This window comes from Virgibacillus sp. SK37, assembly GCF_000725285.1.
Classification (GTDB): domain Bacteria; phylum Bacillota; class Bacilli; order Bacillales; family Amphibacillaceae; genus Virgibacillus_Q.
Genome location: NZ_CP007161.1, coordinates 41,108 through 61,269, shown reverse-complemented (window position 1 = coordinate 61,269; position 20,162 = coordinate 41,108). Strand labels below are relative to the sequence as shown.

The 20,162-nt window shown below is 38.5% G+C and carries 25 protein-coding genes and 1 pseudogene; 2 read left to right on the top strand and 24 right to left on the bottom strand.

The annotated features are described in order from the left end of the window. Positions 1–39 precede the first annotated feature (39 nt). The 9 genes from ispE to metG all read right to left on the bottom strand — a co-directional run bounded on the left by ispE (position 40) and on the right by metG (position 9,481). Positions 40–891 (bottom strand): 4-(cytidine 5'-diphospho)-2-C-methyl-D-erythritol kinase, encoded by an 852-nt coding sequence (ispE, locus tag X953_RS00320; protein WP_040953892.1) that lies wholly within the window; start codon positions 889–891, stop codon positions 40–42. 162 nt (positions 892–1,053) lie between these two features. Beyond that, positions 1,054–1,239, bottom strand: coding sequence for a small, acid-soluble spore protein, alpha/beta type (locus X953_RS00315; RefSeq protein ID WP_019376374.1), 186 nt, complete (start codon positions 1,237–1,239; stop codon positions 1,054–1,056). 210 nt (positions 1,240–1,449) lie between these two features. Beyond that, positions 1,450–1,716 (bottom strand): biofilm formation stimulator Veg, encoded by a 267-nt coding sequence (veg, locus tag X953_RS00310; RefSeq protein WP_040953891.1) that lies wholly within the window; start codon positions 1,714–1,716, stop codon positions 1,450–1,452. 228 nt (positions 1,717–1,944) lie between these two features. Further along, on the bottom strand, positions 1,945–2,817 hold the full coding sequence (gene yabG, locus X953_RS00305) for a sporulation peptidase YabG (protein ID WP_040953890.1): 873 nt from the start codon (positions 2,815–2,817) through the stop codon (positions 1,945–1,947). A gap of 215 nt (positions 2,818–3,032) precedes the next feature. Beyond that, positions 3,033–3,911 carry a 16S rRNA (adenine(1518)-N(6)/adenine(1519)-N(6))-dimethyltransferase RsmA gene (rsmA, locus tag X953_RS00300; protein ID WP_040953889.1) on the bottom strand — a complete coding sequence of 293 codons (879 nt, stop codon included), beginning with the start codon at positions 3,909–3,911 and terminating at the stop codon, positions 3,033–3,035. Then, positions 3,904–4,473: a ribonuclease M5 gene (rnmV, locus tag X953_RS00295; protein WP_040953888.1), complete on the bottom strand. Its 570-nt coding sequence runs from the start codon at positions 4,471–4,473 to the stop codon at positions 3,904–3,906. Before rnmV ends, rsmA begins: the two co-directional genes overlap by 8 nt. Before the next feature lie 660 nt (positions 4,474–5,133). Next, positions 5,134–6,393 (bottom strand): G5 and 3D domain-containing protein, encoded by a 1,260-nt coding sequence (locus X953_RS00285; protein WP_040953886.1) that lies wholly within the window; start codon positions 6,391–6,393, stop codon positions 5,134–5,136. Positions 6,394–6,673: 280 nt separating this feature from the next. After that, the gene (locus X953_RS00280) at positions 6,674–7,444 is read right to left on the bottom strand and encodes a TatD family hydrolase (RefSeq protein ID WP_040953885.1); all 771 of its coding nucleotides are present in this window, start codon (positions 7,442–7,444) and stop codon (positions 6,674–6,676) included. Positions 7,445–7,522: 78 nt separating this feature from the next. Beyond that, on the bottom strand, positions 7,523–9,481 hold the full coding sequence (gene metG, locus X953_RS00275) for a methionine--tRNA ligase (protein ID WP_040953884.1): 1,959 nt from the start codon (positions 9,479–9,481) through the stop codon (positions 7,523–7,525). Between the two features lie 321 nt (positions 9,482–9,802). Here metG and X953_RS00270 point away from each other — a divergent pair, with 321 nt between their 5' ends. Together X953_RS00270 and X953_RS19665 are read left to right on the top strand one after the other, a co-directional pair. Next, complete coding sequence (locus X953_RS00270) at positions 9,803–10,084, top strand: AbrB/MazE/SpoVT family DNA-binding domain-containing protein (RefSeq protein WP_019376382.1); 282 nt, start codon at positions 9,803–9,805, stop codon at positions 10,082–10,084. Positions 10,085–10,155: 71 nt separating this feature from the next. Further along, positions 10,156–10,485, top strand: coding sequence for a hypothetical protein (locus X953_RS19665; RefSeq protein WP_040953883.1), 330 nt, complete (start codon positions 10,156–10,158; stop codon positions 10,483–10,485). Positions 10,486–10,836: 351 nt separating this feature from the next. Here the strand turns inward: X953_RS19665 and rsmI are convergent, their stop codons facing one another. The 15 genes and pseudogenes from rsmI to X953_RS00190 form a co-directional block, all read right to left on the bottom strand. After that, on the bottom strand, positions 10,837–11,718 hold the full coding sequence (gene rsmI, locus X953_RS00260; RefSeq protein ID WP_040953882.1) for a 16S rRNA (cytidine(1402)-2'-O)-methyltransferase: 882 nt from the start codon (positions 11,716–11,718) through the stop codon (positions 10,837–10,839). Further along, positions 11,696–11,989 carry a GIY-YIG nuclease family protein gene (locus tag X953_RS00255; protein WP_040953881.1) on the bottom strand — a complete coding sequence of 98 codons (294 nt, stop codon included), beginning with the start codon at positions 11,987–11,989 and terminating at the stop codon, positions 11,696–11,698. The genes rsmI and X953_RS00255 overlap by 23 nt, the downstream gene beginning before the upstream one ends. Further along, positions 11,976–12,722 (bottom strand): tRNA1(Val) (adenine(37)-N6)-methyltransferase, encoded by a 747-nt coding sequence (locus X953_RS00250; protein WP_040953880.1) that lies wholly within the window; start codon positions 12,720–12,722, stop codon positions 11,976–11,978. The genes X953_RS00255 and X953_RS00250 overlap by 14 nt, the downstream gene beginning before the upstream one ends. A 77-nt stretch (positions 12,723–12,799) precedes the next feature. Next, positions 12,800–13,147, bottom strand: coding sequence for a DNA replication initiation control protein YabA (gene yabA, locus X953_RS00245; RefSeq protein ID WP_040953879.1), 348 nt, complete (start codon positions 13,145–13,147; stop codon positions 12,800–12,802). A gap of 14 nt (positions 13,148–13,161) precedes the next feature. Further along, on the bottom strand, positions 13,162–13,986 hold the full coding sequence (locus tag X953_RS00240; protein WP_040953878.1) for a stage 0 sporulation family protein: 825 nt from the start codon (positions 13,984–13,986) through the stop codon (positions 13,162–13,164). A gap of 5 nt (positions 13,987–13,991) precedes the next feature. Further along, entirely contained in the window at positions 13,992–14,981 is a 990-nt protein-coding gene (gene holB, locus X953_RS00235; RefSeq protein ID WP_040953877.1) for a DNA polymerase III subunit delta', read from the bottom strand. 25 nt (positions 14,982–15,006) lie between these two features. Next, complete coding sequence (locus tag X953_RS00230; protein WP_040953876.1) at positions 15,007–15,441, bottom strand: YaaR family protein; 435 nt, start codon at positions 15,439–15,441, stop codon at positions 15,007–15,009. Positions 15,442–15,489: 48 nt separating this feature from the next. After that, a complete protein-coding gene (locus X953_RS00225) occupies positions 15,490–15,819 on the bottom strand; it encodes a cyclic-di-AMP receptor (protein ID WP_019378914.1) in 330 nt (109 codons plus the stop codon). Continuing rightward, positions 15,788–16,460: pseudogene (tmk, locus tag X953_RS00220) on the bottom strand (dTMP kinase). The gene X953_RS00225 and the pseudogene tmk overlap by 32 nt, the downstream one beginning before the upstream one ends. Next, positions 16,457–17,893, bottom strand: a complete 1,437-nt coding sequence (locus X953_RS00215) for an aminotransferase class I/II-fold pyridoxal phosphate-dependent enzyme (RefSeq protein WP_040953874.1) — start codon at positions 17,891–17,893, stop codon at positions 16,457–16,459. Before X953_RS00215 ends, tmk begins: the two are co-directional and overlap by 4 nt. A gap of 94 nt (positions 17,894–17,987) precedes the next feature. Next, complete coding sequence (locus X953_RS00210) at positions 17,988–18,179, bottom strand: sigma factor G inhibitor Gin (protein ID WP_040953873.1); 192 nt, start codon at positions 18,177–18,179, stop codon at positions 17,988–17,990. 64 nt (positions 18,180–18,243) lie between these two features. Beyond that, positions 18,244–18,507, bottom strand: coding sequence for a pro-sigmaK processing inhibitor BofA family protein (locus X953_RS00205; RefSeq protein WP_040953872.1), 264 nt, complete (start codon positions 18,505–18,507; stop codon positions 18,244–18,246). 362 nt (positions 18,508–18,869) lie between these two features. Continuing rightward, entirely contained in the window at positions 18,870–19,094 is a 225-nt protein-coding gene (locus tag X953_RS00200; protein ID WP_232217754.1) for a YaaL family protein, read from the bottom strand. 8 nt (positions 19,095–19,102) lie between these two features. Continuing rightward, on the bottom strand, positions 19,103–19,699 hold the full coding sequence (recR, locus tag X953_RS00195; protein WP_019378908.1) for a recombination mediator RecR: 597 nt from the start codon (positions 19,697–19,699) through the stop codon (positions 19,103–19,105). A gap of 125 nt (positions 19,700–19,824) precedes the next feature. Next, the gene (locus X953_RS00190) at positions 19,825–20,145 is read right to left on the bottom strand and encodes a YbaB/EbfC family nucleoid-associated protein (RefSeq protein WP_040953871.1); all 321 of its coding nucleotides are present in this window, start codon (positions 20,143–20,145) and stop codon (positions 19,825–19,827) included. Between the last annotated feature and the right edge of the window lie 17 nt (positions 20,146–20,162).

The window sequence follows — 20,162 nt, the reverse complement described above, 5'->3', positions numbered from 1 at the left end:
CCAATTAATATATCATTATTATATGTCTTTTAGCAATAGCTATCCTAATAGTCGGACAAGATATACCTCATCACAAAAGCCACACATACTGTTATAAATCCTTCTGGCTTTACTGTGATGCTCCACTAAGCCGTACACAGTCGGACCACTGCCACTCATAAGCACACCAGAAGCACCCGCCTGCACCATTGCCTTTTTAATACGTAACACTTCCGGGTGTAAATTCATGGTTATGGATTCCAAGGAATTTCCAATATGGCCACACATCCTTTGAAAGTCTCCATTGTTTAAAGCCCTAAGTATTTCCCTTGTATTGGGGTGTATGATCTCTTGCATTTCAATACGCTGGAAAATAGTCCGGGAAGATACCCCTATGTCTGGTTTTGCTAAAACAACCCAGCCAGGAGGAGGTGAAGGGAGTCTTTCTATCTTCTCTCCTCTTCCTGTAGCAATCGCTGTTTTCCCCTCAATACAAAAGGGCACATCCGTACCAATCAAGTCACCCATTTCCTGCAATTTCTTTGTCGGGATATCTAATGACCAAAGCCGATTTAATCCTCTTAATACAGCAGCTGCATCTGTACTACCTCCACCAAGACCAGCGGATACAGGAATGGATTTCTCAATATTAATCCGTACTCCCTTACGAATACTAAATGTATCTTTGAAGACTTTTGCAGCCTTATATGCTAAATTACGTTCGTCACTCGGTACATACCTGCTCTCAAGCGCAACCTCAATCCGGTCTTCAGCGATTTCAGACAACATCACCCTGTCTGACAAGTCGATCGTTGTCATAATCATCTCCACATTATGGTAACCATCTTCTCTTTTACTCAATACATCAAGGGATAAGTTTATTTTTGCAGGGGCATTTTCAAAAAGCGCCATCACCGTCACCTTCTTGTATATAGATATTCAAATTGTAACATATTAATAAACATGAAAGCGACTGCTGCTTAATGACAGATGAACAGAAGCACTATTTTCAACACACAAGGTCTTCACCATCGTTTAACTTAGTTAAAAACTCCACTAACAAAAGAGCAAACCCTATTCGGATTTGCCCTTCTGCTGCATATTTTGCTCAGCCATTTCAATAGCCCTCTTTACCATGTTACCGGCATCCCTTGCCCTAATGCCTCCCCAACCTTCCTGCTGTACCGTGTCGTAAAATCCTAACTCTTTAGCAATTTCTTCTTTCAAGTGGTCTGACATAATCCCTCTTCGTCTAGCCATGAAAGAACAACCCCCTTTGATTAATGAGTTACCTTACGACATTTATAGTTTACGCGATTATGGAGAATTAACTCAGCCAGATATATGTAAAAAAGGAAATAAATTAAGTTGAAAGAAGGTGTCAGACGCGGCCGTTCTGCATAAGAATAATAAAGCCAGAATTCTTACCTCCTTATAAAAAGCCATGTAAAAAGCAGTAAACAAAATTGTTCACTGCTCAAGGATTGTTGCTATTGTTCTTTCATCTAAAAAACTTAACTCTACGGTTTCTGTTAGAACATCTGCGTAGCTGTATGACACACGCTCGAATGCATTTTCTTCTTGGTCCAGTTCAACAATAAATACGGAAGGGTAGGTTTCAGCAAGTACACCCGATCGCTCGATCGTCTTTCTGCGACCACCGTTCGCTTTAAGTGTTAAACGTTTTCCAACGTGACCTTCAAGACCTTGCTTAATTTCGAATAATGTTTTAGCCAATACAATCCACCTCACTGATTTAATTATAGCACAGGCATGTATTATAGTCAAATAAAACTTTATATTATAACAAGATACTATTTTTCTTGTCAACAATAATATTTGTCTATTTCTAATATTATTTGTAAATGTTAACAAATTATGTATCCTTTTTTGTCAAAAATACAAAATGCAGACAAAGAGGCGGCTTTACCCTTCCTTTTTGTCTGCATCTCCTCACTTAAAAAATTAATAATCTTCAAGATTGTCGTCTATATATGGAAGTCCGGTTCGAAGGATCCCTCTTGTTTCCACTCCTCCCATTCCTTTTGTTCCAGTTAATGTGTTACGCAAGGTTTCCCATACATTGACCTTCTCCATAAATGGTGTATAGGCTATTCTTGCTGCTACATATACTGGATCCAAGGCATGAATATTCACCCGTAATGGTGAGCTGGCAAAGTTGGCACCTGCTCGAATAAGGGATTCAAAGTGTGATTGGCAGGCCCCCGCAAAAATAACCAACTGATCCATATTTGGATTTATATCTCTGGCTTCTCTTACAGCTTCCGTAAAGTACTTGGAATGCCTATATGCATGGAGATCGCGTTTTGCCCCTTTGTTCTGCGAATAGGAATCATGTCCTGTAATGACAATTATATCTGGTTGTATTTTTTTCACTAGATCCCCAATTTGATGTGGCATATCCTTTTCATGTATGTGAACACCATGTATATGCAACCCCATGCGTTGGTACAGCTCAATACACTTTTTTAAATACGTTTGGTCCCCATCCAAGTGAAGCACCTTTGCAGGTAGCTGAAAATAGCTTTCCTCGTATTTATAACCATCTGTTGATTGGTAGTCACGTTTTTCCTTCATTAGCTTATAATCCTGGCGAAACAACCGGTATGAGAACTCTTCCTTTTCCATTTCTTTTTTTCGTCTTTTTTCAAGCTCTCTTCCTTCGACCTTAATTAAATCCTTTGCTGGTGCATCGGCTTCCAGGCGGAAATCTTCTCCGTATAATTTCACCTTCTCCTGGTGTATCGAAGCAACACGAAATAAAAGATCATGCTTATATGATATACGTGTTACTAATTCTCCTTTTGAAAAGCTCATACATTCACCCCACAGCCCTTCACGCTAAATATTACTTCTATAGGCTATGAAAGCAATTGCCCATCTGTGCCATTGGGGAACATAGATATTGTGTTAAAGAAAAATATTTTAACGAAGCTGCAGAAAGGGACAAAAGCGCAGGCGTGTACGCGAATGTGGCTATGGTGTGTTTCCTATCCAAAAAGAGCTATTGTGGCAACCACAATAGCTCTTTTCTATTTTCTATTCCGATAAAACGCATTTGCCATCCGAGCAAATTCCTCCATGCTGAGGGACTCTCCTCTTCTTCCACCATCGATCGCAACTTCTTCAAGAAGGGCGAAGATTTTCTCTTTATCATATTCCTGTTTAAAATGACTTAATAAATTATTTCTTAATGTCTTTCTTCTTTGCGCAAAACAAGCTTGAACAAGAGTGAAAAAGAAATCTTCATCATCCACCTCTACTGGTGGTTCTTCTCTAGTGACTAAACGCAGAATTGCGGAATCAACGTTTGGCTGTGGCATAAATACTTGTTTTGGCACATTCATAACTACTTTTGCGTTTGTATAGTATTGAATAGCAATTGTTAAGGACCCATAACTTTTACTATTTGGCTGTGCAGCCATTCGCTCTGCAACTTCTTTTTGGATCATAACTGTAAAACTTGCCACAGGGAGTTTTTCCATAAGTAGCTTCATGAGGATTGGAGTTGTTATATAGTATGGTAAATTTGCTACAAGATGCACAGGCTGACCGTGATGAAAGTATTCTTCTATCGCGCTCCTTACGTCTGCTTTAAGAATATCTTGATGAATAATTTTCACATTATTATAATCACTTAGGGTGCTATTTAAAATAGGTAATAAACGCTGATCAATTTCAAATGCAAGCACCTTTTCAGCATGTATGGCTAACTGCTCTGTTAATGCCCCAATACCTGGACCGATTTCTATTGCTCCGGCTTCCTTATCAATCCCTGCTTGTTTCAAAATGTTTTCCAGAATATTAGCATCTACAAGGAAATTCTGTCCCAAGCTTTTTTTAAAGTGAAAAGAATAGGTAGATAGGATTTCTTTTGTACGAGAAGGGGTAGCGATAAACTTTTTAGACATCCTCAATTTCCTCCTGCTGTATCTGATTTATAGCTTGTTCGAACTGTTGCTTTGTTATTTCAAACATGGTAAGCCGCTTAAGTAGTTGTTTTCCATTTGTGTGCCCAATATGAAGCAGCTCTCCAATTCTTTTTCTACGCTTACTCGCTTTATTTCCGCCAAGTAGGCCATAATAAACAAGGTCTTCTTTTGTTATTTCACTCGTTTTTTCTTCCGCCAACTCATAAACGCCAAGCAAGGCATTTTGAATTGCATCATTGGTTGCATGTTCGATACCAAGGCTTTTATTTCTTGGATGCTTTGCTCGTGCATTATCTTGTGTCAGAAAAGCATGCTTGCATCCTGGAACTGCTTGATCAATAATATGGCGAATACGTTCACCAGGATAATCCGGATCTGTAAAGATAATAATACCTCTTTTATCTTTTGCATGCTTAATCCTTTTTATAATTTCTTTGTTAATAGCTGATCCATTTGTTTCAATCGTATCAGCATGAACAGCCTGTTGGATTCTTGTTGTATCATCTCTTCCTTCCACAACAATTACTTCTTTTATCTTCAATCTTTTTCCTCTTTCTCTATTAAATTAAATTTATGATTGTTTTACCTTTGCACAGTTGTAGTAAAATACGAACTAACTAGGAATATATAGAGGGTGCGTAAATTACCGCTACGGGGAAATATTCCGCTTTCCGCGGGCGGCTGATGAGCTTCCTCACGCTACGCGTTCGGGGATCTCATCGAGGCCTCTCCTCCCGCAGGAGTCTCCATATTTCCCCTTCGCTACTATTTACTATTAGATCTAGGAATAAAAATTGCGTTCGCATACACCCAGAATGTGCTGTGTACAAATTGATTGGAGTGGAGGGCGGCAATCTAAGAACGCCACGTCCTGCGGCAACGATTGCATGACCAACGTCCTGTTGGCCCGCGACTCCTGCCGGAATAGCATGAGGCGAAGACCCTGGACGAAGCGTAGCGGAGGAAGCGGCTGAGGCCATGCCGGCGGAAAGCGTCCGCCTGAAACGCAAATCAATGGGTGCTTCCTCTGTAAAATGAATTAATTCATCCACCACAAGTTACTTCGCAGTTTATCTATATTATGAATTTCTTTAACATTTAAATTACCGTTTAACCATAATAGAATAAAGAATACTCTTACCATGATATCATGATAAGAGTATTTTTTCCTATATTTTATGAACTTATAATTATTGCATTGTTAATCAAGAATCTTTACTTGTACTGTTCTTCTTCCCCAGCTGTAGGCAGCGCTTTTCGTTGGTACATGAATATCAATACGATTTCCTACAATGTGCCCACCGGTATCACCAGCAATTGCCTCTCCATATCCCTCTACCCATACTCGGGAACCTAACGGAATAATACTTGGGTCTACAGCAATTACTTTCTTGTTTGGATTGGCATTTAAATTAATCCCTGTAGTTGTATAACCCGAACAACCAGAACAGCTTGCTGTATAGGCGCTTGCACTCATTGTGAACACTTTTCCACCAGATTTTTTCTTAGATGGCTCAGACTTAGACTTCTCACTAGACTTAGGTTTTTCACTCGATAAAGTAACTACATTTGTCTTTTCTTTTGCCTCTTGTTTAGGCTGAGGTGCTTTTGTACCGATCGCTACAATATGCTTTTTGCTCTCTTTTGTTACCTTTTTCTCAATTAATTCACGTTTTACTTCTTTGCCGTTTTCCTTAATCACTTCGTATTTCTTAACTACCGCACCATTCTCCCCTTGAGAAATAACTTTTTCCTTACCCTTGGACAAAGAGCTGTCATTCTTTTTCTCTGTTTCAAAAGCAATTGACTCTGTTATCTCATCGGTTACTTTCTCTACGTCAATAACCTTGATAGTTGTATCTTTATCTACTTGTTTATCAAGACCTGGTTCAATTTTATCATCATCATCATACTCTATGTTTGCTTCTGCCAGCAGGTCCTTTACCGCCCCACCTGTAGTCCAGGCTTTTTTGTCTTCTTTTCCATCTTTGATTGTAATTTGGTAGGCTTTTTTCACATTAATATGTAGTCCATCTTGAATTGCTTCACTGCTTTTATGTGAGATTGCATCATGATTTGTAAATTCAAGATTATTCTCTGCGAGGAATTCTTCAATAGTAGATCTTGTGGTGTAATATTCCTTTTCTTCTCCATCAATGCTTATAATAACCTTGTTTGCTGTCTTATAATCGATTTCCATACCGGCTTCAATAGGTGTATCCTGTTCATGTGATAATTCATCATGTTTTCCTACACTTATTCCAGCCTCTGCCAGTAACCCTTTTACTGTATCCGCATGTGTTTTTACTGTTTGCTTTTCTCCGTTATCTATTACTATTACTTCTGCCTTCGATGCTTCAAATAGTACGAAACCTGAAAAAACGACAAGTGCCAAAACACCAATACTTGAAATTACCAGCTTCATTTTAGACGCCGGCATTAGCTTTGAAAAGATTCGCATGCTCCTGCCTCCCCTTTAACGCATTTTGATTATATTAACAGTTATATGCAAAGTCAAAGCTTTTCCGTTTACGGTTGGTTTACATTTAAATTACAGCAGGTTGTCTATATTACATTTATGTAACAGAAGTATGGAGAAACATTGGCAGGCCAATATCCCATGATTTTCCTCATTTGTAACAAAAAAGACCAGATTACTCATCTGGTCTTTAAAAAAATACTGTTTTATTTCATGTTTTGTTAAAAAAGAGAGGAGTTTCCCTCTTTGAGTTCTTCAACCATTATGAAGTGATTTTAAAAAGGTTCCTTGCATTTTCTGTCGTAATTTTACCAACTTCCTCGAGAGATATCCCCCTAATTTCGGCAATTTTATCTGCGACTAGCTTTACATAAGCTGGCTCATTTCTCTTTCCCCGATTTGGATGTGGTGCTAAGAATGGGGCATCTGTTTCTATTAACAACCGATCTAACGGTACCTGTGCTGCAACTTCCTTTGGTAGTGGAGCATTTTTAAATGTTACTGGCCCACCTAATGAAATGTAGAAGTTCATATCCAAACAGTTTTGCACATAATCAACGGAGTCATTATAGCAATGCATGATGCCTCCAACTTCTTTTGCATTTTCCTCTTGCAGTATTTTTATTATATCCTCCGTAGCTTCCCGGTTATGAATAATGATTGGCATATTCACTTTCTTTGCTAATTGAATTTGCTTACGGAATACATCCTTTTGAATATTGGCAGGTGATTTATCCCAATGATAATCCAATCCCATTTCCCCAATAGCTACTACCTTAGGATGAGAGGATAATTCTTCAATCCATTGTAAGTCTTCTTCCGTCATGTCAATTGCATCTACTGGATGCCAGCCTACAGCTGCATATATGGTGTCATACTCCTCCGCTATTTCAATAGCCAAAGGTATCGTCTCTCTGTCAAAACCAACAACAACCATGTGCTGTACCCCTGCATCAAATGCTCGCTGAATCGTATCTTCCCGGTCTTCTTCAAATTGCCTTGCATTTAAATGAACATGTGTATCAAATAGCATGTAATTCCTCCTTATATCAGCCTGTGCAAAATGGAAAAGGCCAATCATTGATTGACCTTCCCCTCATTTATATTTCTCCTATTTTATTACAGATCCATTTGGTAAGGTTTCATCAACTGCTGTCAAAACTAACCCTCCAGTTTCGTCTTCTCCACAGAGGATCATTCCTTCTGACATTTCACCACGCAATTTAACTGGTTTTAGATTTGTAATACAGATTACCTTTTTGCCGATTATATCCTCAGGCTCATAATATTTAGCAATACCGGAAACCACTTGGCGTTTTTCCGTTCCTACATCCAGCTGTAGCTTTAATAGCTTATCTGCTTTTTTAACTTTATCTGCCTGAATAATTTCAGCAACACGCATATCTACTTTCATAAAGTCATCAAACTCGATAAGTTCTTTGCTCCCGCTTTCTTCCTTCACAGGCTTTTTCTCTTCCTGTACTGGTTTTTGCATCATTTGCTTAATTACTTGTACTTCTTTCTCAACTTCTAACCTCGGGAAGATCGGTTCACCTTTTTGAACGCGAGTGCCTGCTTTAATTTGTCCGTGTGTATAGAGGCTATCCCATTCCTTCAAGGCTTCTTCTGTAATATTTAACTGTCTAAAGATTTCAGTAGGTGACTCCGTTAAAAATGGCTGAAGCATAACTGCCGCTTTCCTTAGTGACTCGGCTAAATGGGCCATTACATTACCAAGTCTTTCCTTATTCGATTCATCTTTTGCCAGCACCCATGGTTCTGTTTCATCAATATATTTATTGGTCCGGCTAATCATTTGCCATAAGGAGGATAAGGCCACAGAGAATTGCATATTTTCCATTGCTTCCTCTACTTTTTCAACAGATTCCTTTGTAAAAGCTTCTAATGCTTCATCGACCGCTGTTTCAGAAGCCTTATATGCAGGTATCTGTCCATCAAAATACTTCTCGATCATCGCAATTGTACGATTTAGCAGGTTTCCAAGATCGTTTGCCAAATCATAATTCGTACGTTCTACAAATCCCTCTGGCGTAAATACCCCATCAGATCCAAACGGAACTTCACGTAATAAGTAATAACGCAATGCATCCAGGCCGTAGCGATCAGTAAGTTTTACCGGATCCACTACATTTCCTTTTGATTTAGACATCTTTCCGTCTTTCATTAAAATCCAACCGTGTGCAAATACTTTTTTAGGCAGAGGTAAATCCAATGCCATTAACATGATTGGCCAGTATATTGTATGGAAGCGCACAATTTCTTTACTCATTAAATGAACATCTGCAGGCCAAAATTTCTTATACTTTGATTCATCCTCCGAACCGTAGCCTAATGCAGTGATGTAATTCGTTAAAGCATCGATCCATACATAAATGACATGCTTTGGATCGCCTGGTACTTTTATTCCCCAATCAAATGTAGTTCTTGATACTGCCAAATCCTCTAAGCCTGGTTTAATGAAGTTGTTCAGCATCTCATTTTTACGACTTTCCGGTTGAATAAATTCTGGATGTTCGTCATAAAACTGCACAAGGCGGTCAACATATTTACTCATTTTAAAGAAGTATGATTCTTCCTTTACCTTATCTACTGGGCCACCACAATCCGGACAATGCCCTTCATTTAATTGCCGTTCCGTAAAAAAGGATTCACATGAAGTACAATACCAGCCTTCATACTGGTCAAGGTAAATATCTCCTTGTTTTAGTAGCTGATCAAATATTTTTGCAACGACTTTTTTATGTCTCTCTTCCGTGGTTCGAATAAAATCATCATTTGATATTTTTAATTTTTTCCATAGGTCTTGGATGCCGCTAACAATATCATCCACATATTCCTGTGGTGTCATGCCTTTTTCTTCTGCTTTTTGCTGGATCTTCTGACCATGTTCATCTGTACCTGTCAGATACATGACTTCATATCCACGCATTCTTTTATAACGAGCAATTGCATCACCTGCAACTGTTGAATAAGCATGTCCAATGTGTAAATTGCCACTTGGATAGTAAATTGGAGTAGTTATATAAAATGTCTTTCCGTTTTTTTCCATGAATTTACTTTACCTCCTCAATCCATTCCCAACATAAATTTAAAACTATTTCTATTGTAGCTTTTATCATGGATTTTGCCAAATACCGTGCAAGTATAGTATTAACCTAAATATGGAGTCAATTAACAAATTTTCTAATTTATTTTTATTTTTTAGAAAACCATATTGACATAAAAAGGATTAATTGATATTCTATTGCGTAGATATATGTCGAAAAATGACGATTTTTTTATATCATATCATATAATAATAAGGGGAATGAATGCTACATAAAGTAGAATTATCCAGAGCACTCTTTCTACCTAATAAGGGGGACAAATATTGAAATCTACAGGAATAGTACGTAAAGTTGATGAACTTGGTCGTGTGGTAATACCGATTGAACTGCGTCGTACACTGGATATCCATGAAAAAGACGCTATGGAAATTTATGTGGATAATGATAAAATCATCCTAAAAAAATACCAATCTAATATGAGTTGTCACCTTACTGGGGAAGTATCTGAAGATAATCTTTCTTTAGCAAATGGTAAACTTATAGTTAGCCCGGAAAGTGCTAAACAATTGGTTGACGAAATCCAATCCAGTCTCAACAAAGAATAAAGAGAAACGTTGAGCTGGTCTTGGGGGTCGCTAAAAAGCTTGATATCCATTAAAAGAACAAGAGCTGTCAAATGACAGCTCTTGTTCTTTTATTTATAACTATTAATGAGATTAAAGTAATTCGTAAAATAGATAAACTACGACGTAACTGTAAGTATTGTAAATTACTGTTTCTAAAAGATACACTACTAAAATATATTTTAATACGTTTTGATGATCATCTACCGCCATTGATTTCCATTACAGATGAACGCTTTCCGCCGGCATGGCTTCAGCCGCTTCCTCCGCTACGCTCCGTGCAGGGTCTTCAGCTCATGCTATTCCGGCAGGAGTCGTCATCTTCCATTCCAATCAATTGGTATGTGCTATTGATTAATTTGAGGTATTTAAGAATTGAATAATTAGCTCTTATCTTTAATCTTTGAGTTATACACCTTAGCGAAGGAAAAATATGAAGACTCCTCGAAAATGAAAATACACATTTTCTTCGTGCGATGCCTTGCTGACGTAGCTTTCCTTGTCCTGCGGGAAAAGCGAGACTAGCGAGACCCCGCAGAACGCGTAGTAGGGGCTGGAAGGCTAAAGTCGCGACGTCCTGTCGCAACGCCTTCATGACCAACATCGTGTTGGCCCGAGGCTTGCAGGCCGCCCGCGGAAAGCGTAATATTTTTCCGCAGCGAGATTTGGTGCTCCACCACTAGTTCGCATTTCCCTCCAACTACGCATTAATGCAGGATTTAATTAGAGCCTATTTATTCCTCTTCTATATGATACGTCTGATAAATTTCCCTTTTTGGTACATTGCGGTCGACTGCTGTTTGCTTAATTGCCTGTTTACTTGATAATTGCTTTGTATCTATATAATAGCTTACATGTTCCATTACAGATAAATCATTCCACCATGCAGTTTGTTCTGGTTCCTCATCTTCGGAGTCATTACCTTTTACAACTAAACAAAACTCTCCCTTCAATTCCCCATTCTCTGACCAGGAGATTAGCTCTTCTATGGAACCACGAGCATATTCTTCAAAGCGCTTCGTAAGCTCACGTGCAATAACTAATTGTCTGTTTCCAAGCACTTCCATCATTACTTTTAACGTATCCTTTAAACGATAGGGCGATTCATAAAATAATAAGGTTGCTTGCAGCTTTGCCAATCGAGTTAGCTCATTCATTTTGTCTTTCTTTTTACGAGGTAAAAATCCGTAGAAATAGAATGCACCTGTTGGGAGGCCGGAACCAACCAGAGCGCATAAAGCAGCATTCGCACCAGGAAGTACAACAACTTTTAGTTCCTGTTCAATCGCCTGCTTTACTAATTCATAACCCGGGTCCGATATTGCAGGCATACCAGCATCACTTACAATGGCAACCTGCTCGCCTCTTTCCAGCCTAGTTATTAAATGATCTTCCCTACTCATTTTATTATGCTCATGATAACTAATTAACTGTGTCTTAATTTCAAAATGATTCAGTAGCTTTCTTGTATTCCGCGTATCCTCCGCCGCAATAATATGTGCATTCTTCAGCGTTTGTAAGGCGCGGTAAGTAATGTCTTCTAAATTACCGATGGGAGTAGGTACAACATAAAGCGTGCCCGACGCTTCATTTTCAAAGCTTTTTTGAATTCTCATATTCCATCACTTCTTTCAACCTGTCACGAATCAATTGAAATTTTTCCGTGCGTGACAATTGTTTAATCTGATATTCCTTTTGCATAGCCTCTTGCTTGGTGGGGAACTTTTCAATGTACATTACTTGAAACGGGCCTCGCCCTCTTGTATATTTTGCCCCTTTACCTTCTTCATGCATATTTAACCTATGCTCCATGTCATTTGTATAACCAGTATACAATGTGCCATCACTACATTTTAGTATATATACAGTATGTTCATGTTCTGTCATAAATAATATCCTCAGCCTCTTTTGTATAAGTTCCATTATCTTCATAAATATATAATGGTGGTAAAACTTTTAGATCCGGTTTCCCATCTCGGATGCCTTCAATTAAAAGCATATTTGCTTCCCTATTTCTCTTTGGGTAAACGAATTGAATTCGTTTTGGTTCCAGCCTATATTGTCGGTAAAGATTAATAATATCAACCAGTCTCCCCGGGCGATGTACCATTGCTACTTTACCACCTGGGCGCACATGCAGCTTACATGCCTTAACTACATCTTCCAAGGTGCAGTAAACCTCATGTCTGGCAATCGTTAAATATTCGTTTTGATTATGTTCTGTTTTAGAAGGTGTCCGAAAATAGGGAGGATTGCATGTCACTACATCAAAAGTGCTCTGTCCTAAAACGGAATGCATTTCTTTTAAATCTCCGTGAAGGACTTGTAGCTGTTCTCTCAGCCCATTTAAATCTATATTCCGTTCCGCCATGTGGAAGATCCGTTGTTGGATCTCTACACCTGTAATTTTTGCTTTTGTTTTACCGGCTAATAATAATGGAATGACTCCATTTCCCGTACATAAATCTAAAATACTTCCTTTTTTCCTTGGTATAGATGCAAAATAAGCGAGTAGGACTGCATCAAGGGAAAACGAAAATGCGGAAGGACTTTGGATAATTTTCATACTCTCATCTGCCAGTAAATAATCCAAACGTTCATCATCATATAATTGTACCATTTTTCTTTCCTTTCTAAGCTGCTTAAAACGGGCGGCTTAAAAGAAAGGCTGTCTCGAAACGGAGACAGCCTTTCTTTTTATTTCGTTTTATTTAAAAAGTCCAGGCAAAACATACAATCCTCATTTCGCCTTGGGCTACCGAATTCGAGATTACATATATGAAATCCTTCTTCATATAATCTGGCTAAATTATCATAGCCTTCTCCAGGGAAACTCTTTGATTTTTGTTTGTTTTTAACTTTTGCCTCTTGTTCTTTACTTGTATGATCCAAGTGGTTTCGCAAATTATGGTTCTCCATGGCCAATCGGTGATTTTCCTCCAACAAATCACTTAATCTGCCTTTCAAATCACCTAATTGTTCATATAGTTCACCGATTTGCTTTTCCATATCAGAAACCTGATCAAAAATTTGCCTGTTTTTCACGCCTACTCACCCCATTATTCTGTGGCTTGCGCTAGAATTCCTTCTTCTATTAGTTCATCCATAGTATATTCGATTACTCGTTCTAATTCTGGAATTTCGATTTGGATGAGTCGTTCTAGGATGTTTAGACCAACTACTTTTCCTTTACCTAATGGTGTTCGAATAGCCTGTCCAATATCTGGTAACACACGTTTTGCTTCTTCATACTCATCATTCTCATACTTGAGGCAGCACATTAATCGGCCACATAAACCGGAAATCTTCGCTGGATTTAGAGATAGATTCTGGTCCTTTGCCATTTTAATGGAAACTGGTTCAAAATCTCCCAAAAATGTGGAACAACAAAGCATCCTTCCGCACGGGCCAATACCTCCAAGCATTTTTGCCTCATCACGGACCCCTATTTGCCGTAATTCAATCCGTGTTTTAAACATCGCTGCCAAATCCTTAACAAGATTACGAAAATCAATCCGGCCATCTGCTGTAAAATAAAAGATAATCTTATTCCGATCAAATGTATATTCTACTTCTACTAGATTCATATCCAGTTTATGTTCGGTGATCTTCTGGGTACATGTATCAAAAGCCTTTTTTGCATGTTCCTGATTTTCAACGATAGTAAGCTTGTCTTTTTCATCTGCTAAGCGTAGTACCTTCTTCAATGGAAGTACGACATCTTCTTCATCAACCTGCTTACTGGCAAGGACAACTTTCCCGAATTCCACGCCACGTACTGTTTCTACAATAACATAACTGTCCAGTTCTATTGCATGCTCTCCTGGATCAAAATAATATATCTTACCCGCTTTTTTAAAGCGGACACCAATCACTTCTATCAAATCACTCACCTCTGTATCTGAAGTGCTAACTGCTCTATTACTAATGTTGGCTGCACATTTTGCTTCAGCTTTCTTTTTGCTTGTAACACCGCATCCAATGCTTCTATTAACATATGTTGCGAAAAAGACATTGCCGCTTTTTGAAGCAACTCATCATCCAAAGTAAAGAATACGAGCGAGCTTTCATTACCTATTTGGTAGTAAAGAATATCTTTAAATGCTAACAGCAGCAAATCCATGCCTTGTTCTTGTTCCGTTTTATCTTTAAAATGATTAATCCAATGGTTATGAACAAAAAGAAAGACATCTTTCGGATTCGTTACAAACATTTCTACTAATTGTACCACTATCTTTCTTGCTGACGCAAACCACTCATCATTGCTCATTTCAAAGGCTTCATTTAAATTATTGGTTAATGCACTCATCAGAACAGCATTTTTGTTTGTCATGCCTTGTTCTATTAACTGCCGCTGAAAATCCCTGGTATTTAGTGGTTTCAAATCAATAATTTGACATCTGGAGCGGATCGTCGGAAGAATGGACTGGCTGTTCTCAGTAAGCATAATTGCTGTTGTTTGTTTGCTAGGCTCTTCCAGGAACTTAAGAATACGGTTCGCCGCATTTGTAGTTAATGTTTCGGCTCCTTGAATAATATATACTTTTTGATTTGACTCCAATCCGGAATACGTAAATTCCTTTTGGAGATTTTTAATTTGGTCTATTTTAATTGATTGTCCTTCTGGTATAATCCAGTGAACATCAGGGTGATTCCCAGAGTCAATTCGTTTACACTCGGTGCACAGATGGCATGGCTCTACCCCGTTTTTTTCTTTACAAAAAAGCCCCTTTGCAAGTAAGCGTGCAATATCTTCTTTTCCAGTTCCTCTTTTTCCCTGTAGTAAATAAGCATGGGATATACGACTCTTTTTCATACTGTTCATCAATATTTTTCCAGCTAACGGTTGAATCTCTGCAACTTCTGCCCATGTCTTCATCTCTATCCGTCCTTATAAAAACTTCTCACGTATATATATTAATAAGTAACCCTTTAATTTCTCCAATCAGGCCTAAAATATCTACAGTTTTCTTTTCTTGATTCATAATCTCCTCTGTCAATTCAACAAGCTTTTCATCCACTTCCTGAACGATGGATAATTGGCGGCTGCCACCATCCATACTAAAGCTATGTGAGGTGTGCAGCCCAAATCCCTTTGTAACCGTCTCTTGCAAGAAACCTTTCACCATTCGTTTAAACTTGGCTAGTTCACGAAAAGTACGGTAACGAGCGAGCTTATCCCCCTGCAAGGAAATATCCTTAATCAATTGTTGCAAGCCTTGTTCACTTAAACGGTTCACCTGTGACTGCAACTGTTGATTAAAAGCCTTGGCATCTCCTTGAGAAGGACGAATATAAGTTGCATCCGCTTTTGCCTTCATTTCCGAGTTAATTTTCATATCATCAGTTCCTTTTAACCATTGCTAACAAGCTCTAGTAATGGTTTATTAAAATTGAAAGAAGGATTCGATAGGCAGGATGAAACAGGTTGCCCCTCCAACTTCTACTTTTACTGGTTTTGGAATATAAGAATCCGCATTACCACCCATAGGTGAAATCGGAGCAACCATTTGCTCACGATGAGAGCAATTTGCTTTAATGATTTCCAAAGCCTCATCTACATAAGCATCCTCACAACCGATCATTAGGGTTGTATTTCCTTCCTTTAGAAAACCGCCAGTAGTGGCAAGCTTTGTTGTCTTGAAGTTTTCACTACCTAATGCATCGACAAGCCGATTAGAATCTTTATCTTGGATAACCGCAATAATTAACTTCATTTCTTCATCTCCCTTTTCGCTAAATTAGTAATAATACAATCCAATGCCTCACGCTTAACAGCATCCACCGTTTGGTCTGCATTTATTGTGTGTATTCGCTCAGGGAACTTCTTAATTAACAGTTGATAAGCTTCATAAACCTGTTCATGAAAATGAAGCTTTTCCAAGTCCAAACGGTTTCTTTCTCTATTTTTATTCGCCGAAATCCGTTCTAATCCTTTTTTTGGTGGAATATCAAAAAAAAGTGTTAAATCCGGCATGCAATCCTGAATTGCAAACTGGTTAATTGAAAAGACTTCGTCCATTCCTATTCCTCTTGCAAAGCCTTGATAAGCTAAGCTGCTATCTATAAAACGATCACATAAGACGATTTTCCCCGTTTCCAATGCCGGCAATACCTTTTCCACTAAATGTTGGCGCCTTGCTGCAGCATACAATAACGCTTCCGTTCTTTTTTCCATTTCAATATTTAGTGGGTGAAGAATTACCTTTCTTATTTGCTCAGCAATTTCAATACCGCCTGGCTCTCTTGTAGCTAGCACATCATAGCCCTGCTCTGTTAACTGGTGTGTCAGTGATTCAAGAACAGTACTTTTTCCTGCTCCTTCGCCACCTTCAATTGTAATAAAGTATCCGCTCACGTCGTTTCTTCTCCTTCATCAGTGCATGTAAAAACCCGAATTCCACTTGGATCTCTCAACTGGATTTTTACCCCTTGCTTTACCAACTCTTCCATAGCACTTACCTGGCTTTCTGTAATCCGTTGCCCTTTTAAAATCAGGGGAATCCCTGGTGGGTATGGGATTACTGCTTCTGCTGCTATATATCCTAATGCCTTTGCATAAGGCATTTTCTCTGAATCTTGTTGCTTCATTTCATTATATGACAATGCTAATTCCTCTATTTTTTTTGGAAAAAGCTTTGCTATTTCTATTGTATCATGCTTGTGACTATTTTTTAATTGATCATTAATTCTTTTCACTGCTTTTTTTAACCTGTCTAGATGTTCGAAGGGTTTTAATCCAAGCACAAACAATAACTGGTTATGGGTAACAAGTTCTGGGTAGATTCCTTCCATTTCAAATAACTTAGCTATTTCGTTTGCAGAGGCAAATTGTTTCACGTGTAACGTTAATTTAAGAGGATCTTGGCCTTTTCTAACTTCCCAATACTCCGATTCATTTAATAAATGCTCTACTTCACTTGATTGTTGGATAATCTTTATTTTTTCCTCCGTTCTTAATGTAGCCAAAAAGCCGCGCGCAAGATCAAGTGAAGCCATCAATGGATAGGATGGACTACTGGACTGCAGAACCTGCAGGTAGTGAGCGATTCTACTTTCGGCAAGCCTTTCTGTTTTCATATGTAAGTAGGAACTCATTGTCATTGCTGGTGCCATTTTATGTGCTGATTGGACAACAACATCTGCACCTGCCTCCAAAGCAGATGGCGGAAAAGGTGTGCCTAAAGAGAAATGTACACCATGTGCTTCATCAACTAAAACAGGTATGTTATATGCATGTGCTTCCTTTACCATAGACGGCAGATCATATGTATTTCCATAATAATCAGGGTATGTTAATAGTACTGCTTTTGCATTTGGATATGCTTGGATTGCTTCACGTAATGTTGCTACACTTGGTTGGGTGTATCTTTCTAATTCGTCATCATATTCGGGTGTTATAAATACGGGGTGGGCGCCGCTGAGTTCCAAGCCATTCATAATAGACTTATGGCTATTGCGCTGAACAATGACCCGTTCGCCTGCCGAGCATGTTGCCAGTATCATTGCCAGATTACCGACAGTACTTCCTCCAACCAGGAAAAAGGTTTTATCTGCTTGGAAAAAGTTAGCAGCCAATACCTCTGCCTCTGCGATTATTCCACTTGGAGCATGTAGATCATCTAATCCGCTTAATTCTGTCATATCAATATGCAAAAGTGGCTGAAAATACTTTTTTGCAAAATCGGGGAATATTTCTCCATTTTTATGACCTGGTACATGGAGAGATAGCGGTTTTTTTTCTGTATGGTTAATAAGAGCTTGATAAATTGGTGTTTTCCTCTGATCCATTTCTATTCCCTCCACCAGCTTTTCTATAAGTGTAAATCACTTTATTATATATTCCCAAATAAAAAAGCCTTTGCAAGCAAAGACTTCTATCTATTTATGAATATAGCTTTGGTTTATTCATGTTTTTTAATTTTTGTAGGTAGTATGCATATTTTTCTTCTCTTGGTTCGGTGTGTATCATGTTATGTTCACACTCACAGCAGATAAACATGGTATATAGATGAATACCCTTCTCCTTTGGCTCTTCACAAATACCACAACGTTCATTGTAAGCTGATTTATTCATTGTCCCACCTCCGTTAGAAATTAGTATCTCCTAATCTAACGGAAAATATTCATAGATTATTAGTTTATATTATAAAAAGATGAATTGCTGCAAGTGAGGCTACTCCAAAAATACCTAGAAACCCGGATATACCTGCTGTAAATAGATTAATGGGAATATGGAGACCAAAGGCCCCGCCAAATACATTAACGAAAAATAAAAATAGAATGCCAATACCTAACTTTACTGTGGCTTGTCCAATAAAGCGCATTGGTTTTACTGGTGCGCCCACAAATAATAAGAGCACAATTAACCCAATCATAATAGAAATGATGATGGTTGAACTCATTATATTTCCACTTCCTTCCCAAGTTCCCTTTCTAGTATATATGTGGAAGATAAGAAAAAAAGAACTCCACTTTGGGAAGTAATAAAAGCTATCCGCCGGAGGAATGTTTAATCGGCAGCAGAGCGGGAGTATCCGCCGCAGAATAGCTTAATCAGCTGCAGAGCGAAAATATCCGCCGAAGTAAATTTTAATCAGCTGCAGAGCGGAAGTATCCGCCGCAGGGAATTTTAATCAGCAGCAGAGTGAAAGTATCAGCCTCAGGGAATTTTAATCGGCTGTTGCGTGAGATAATCCGCCGGAGAAATTGGTTAATTAGACAAAAAGAAAGACAGGATAATTTGTCTCCTGCCTTTCTTGTACACTTATTTATACCACTTCGCACTAACGTTTCGGTGTCTTGCTTCTCTTAGCAAAAATAGATATTTTGCTCGAGCTAAAGCTTCCTGCTGTCTGCCTGCTTCGTTTGCGTCAAAACTTCTATCCATGAAAGCTTCTATCTGCTTCCACTCATTCTCTATTTCATAAAAGGCGTCAAGCAATTGCCTGTCTACATCATATTTCTTTAATTTTTTCCCATGGGAAATCACACCTAATCCTATACATCTCTTCTGCCTTCCAACGCTTTTGAAAGGGTTACTTCATCAGCATATTCAAGATCTCCGCCTACTGGTAACCCATGTGCAATTCGTGTTGTTCGAATACCTGATGGTCTAACAAGCCTGGATATATACATTGCTGTGGCTTCCCCTTCGATATTCGGGTTTGTCGCTAGTATTAACTCTTTTACCTCTTCATCCTTCAGACGATTTATTAAATCAGGTACGTTAATATCTTCCGGACCAATCCCATCCATCGGGGAGATCGCGCCATGAAGCACATGGTACTTCCCATGGTATTCTTTCATTTTTTCCATTGCAATCACATCTTTCGGATCTTGAACAACACAAATAATGGACTGATCTCTCGTCGTATCCTGACAGATAGAACAAGGGTCCTGATCCGTAATATGACCACAAATGGAGCAATGTGTTAACTCTCGCTTTGCGTTCACCAACGCATTCGCAAAGTCAAGGACATCATCATCCTTCATATTTAAAACGAAAAATGCCAGTCGGACTGCGGTTTTCGGCCCAATGCCTGGCAATTTTGTAAAGCTATCAATTAATTTTGAAATTGGCTCTGGATAATACATGAAGTGTGCCTCCTAAGAACAAAAGCGCAAGCGCCTATAAAAAAGGACAGATTAAAATTGCCCTGCCCTAGACAATAGCGACTTATCCTTTTCAAACATTTGAATTTATAAGTCGCTAAAACAATTTAGAACATTCCTGGCATGTTCATTCCTTTTGTAAACTCTCCCATTGTATCATTTGTTTTATCATCAATTTGCTTCAACACATCATTGGTTGCAGCAAGAATAAGATCTTGTAGCATATCAACATCATCAGGGTCTACCACTTCTTCTTTAATTTGAACATCTGTAATTTCTTTTTTACCATTTGCCACAACAGTAACCATTCCGCCACCAGCAGATGCTTCAAACGTCATTTCGTGAAGCTCATCCTGTGCTTTCATCATTTTCTTTTGCATTTTTTGCATTTGCTTCATCATGTTACCCATATTTCCCATACCCTTCATGGAAAACTCCTCCTTTA

What these genes read in the sequence shown, in the direction of transcription:
- ispE (WP_040953892.1), bottom strand. Translation starts at nt 891, where the DNA reads ATGGCGCTTTTTGAAAATGCCCCTGCAAAAATAAACTTATCCCTTGAT.
- X953_RS00315 (WP_019376374.1), bottom strand. Translation starts at nt 1,239, where the DNA reads ATGGCTAGACGAAGAGGGATTATGTCAGACCACTTGAAAGAAGAAATT.
- yabG (WP_040953890.1), bottom strand. Translation starts at nt 2,817, where the DNA reads ATGAGCTTTTCAAAAGGAGAATTAGTAACACGTATATCATATAAGCAT.
- rsmA (WP_040953889.1), bottom strand. Translation starts at nt 3,911, where the DNA reads ATGTCTAAAAAGTTTATCGCTACCCCTTCTCGTACAAAAGAAATCCTA.
- X953_RS00285 (WP_040953886.1), bottom strand. Translation starts at nt 6,393, where the DNA reads ATGCGAATCTTTTCAAAGCTAATGCCGGCGTCTAAAATGAAGCTGGTA.
- X953_RS00280 (WP_040953885.1), bottom strand. Translation starts at nt 7,444, where the DNA reads ATGCTATTTGATACACATGTTCATTTAAATGCAAGGCAATTTGAAGAA.
- metG (WP_040953884.1), bottom strand. Translation starts at nt 9,481, where the DNA reads ATGGAAAAAAACGGAAAGACATTTTATATAACTACTCCAATTTACTAT.
- X953_RS19665 (WP_040953883.1), top strand. Translation starts at nt 10,156, where the DNA reads ATGACAGCTCTTGTTCTTTTATTTATAACTATTAATGAGATTAAAGTA.
- rsmI (WP_040953882.1), bottom strand. Translation starts at nt 11,718, where the DNA reads ATGAGAATTCAAAAAAGCTTTGAAAATGAAGCGTCGGGCACGCTTTAT.
- X953_RS00255 (WP_040953881.1), bottom strand. Translation starts at nt 11,989, where the DNA reads ATGACAGAACATGAACATACTGTATATATACTAAAATGTAGTGATGGC.
- X953_RS00250 (WP_040953880.1), bottom strand. Translation starts at nt 12,722, where the DNA reads ATGGTACAATTATATGATGATGAACGTTTGGATTATTTACTGGCAGAT.
- holB (WP_040953877.1), bottom strand. Translation starts at nt 14,981, where the DNA reads ATGAAGACATGGGCAGAAGTTGCAGAGATTCAACCGTTAGCTGGAAAA.
- X953_RS00230 (WP_040953876.1), bottom strand. Translation starts at nt 15,441, where the DNA reads ATGAAAATTAACTCGGAAATGAAGGCAAAAGCGGATGCAACTTATATT.
- X953_RS00225 (WP_019378914.1), bottom strand. Translation starts at nt 15,819, where the DNA reads ATGAAGTTAATTATTGCGGTTATCCAAGATAAAGATTCTAATCGGCTT.
- X953_RS00215 (WP_040953874.1), bottom strand. Translation starts at nt 17,893, where the DNA reads ATGGATCAGAGGAAAACACCAATTTATCAAGCTCTTATTAACCATACA.
- X953_RS00210 (WP_040953873.1), bottom strand. Translation starts at nt 18,179, where the DNA reads ATGAATAAATCAGCTTACAATGAACGTTGTGGTATTTGTGAAGAGCCA.
- X953_RS00205 (WP_040953872.1), bottom strand. Translation starts at nt 18,507, where the DNA reads ATGAGTTCAACCATCATCATTTCTATTATGATTGGGTTAATTGTGCTC.
- recR (WP_019378908.1), bottom strand. Translation starts at nt 19,699, where the DNA reads ATGTATTATCCAGAGCCAATTTCAAAATTAATTGATAGCTTTACAAAA.
- X953_RS00190 (WP_040953871.1), bottom strand. Translation starts at nt 20,145, where the DNA reads ATGAAGGGTATGGGAAATATGGGTAACATGATGAAGCAAATGCAAAAA.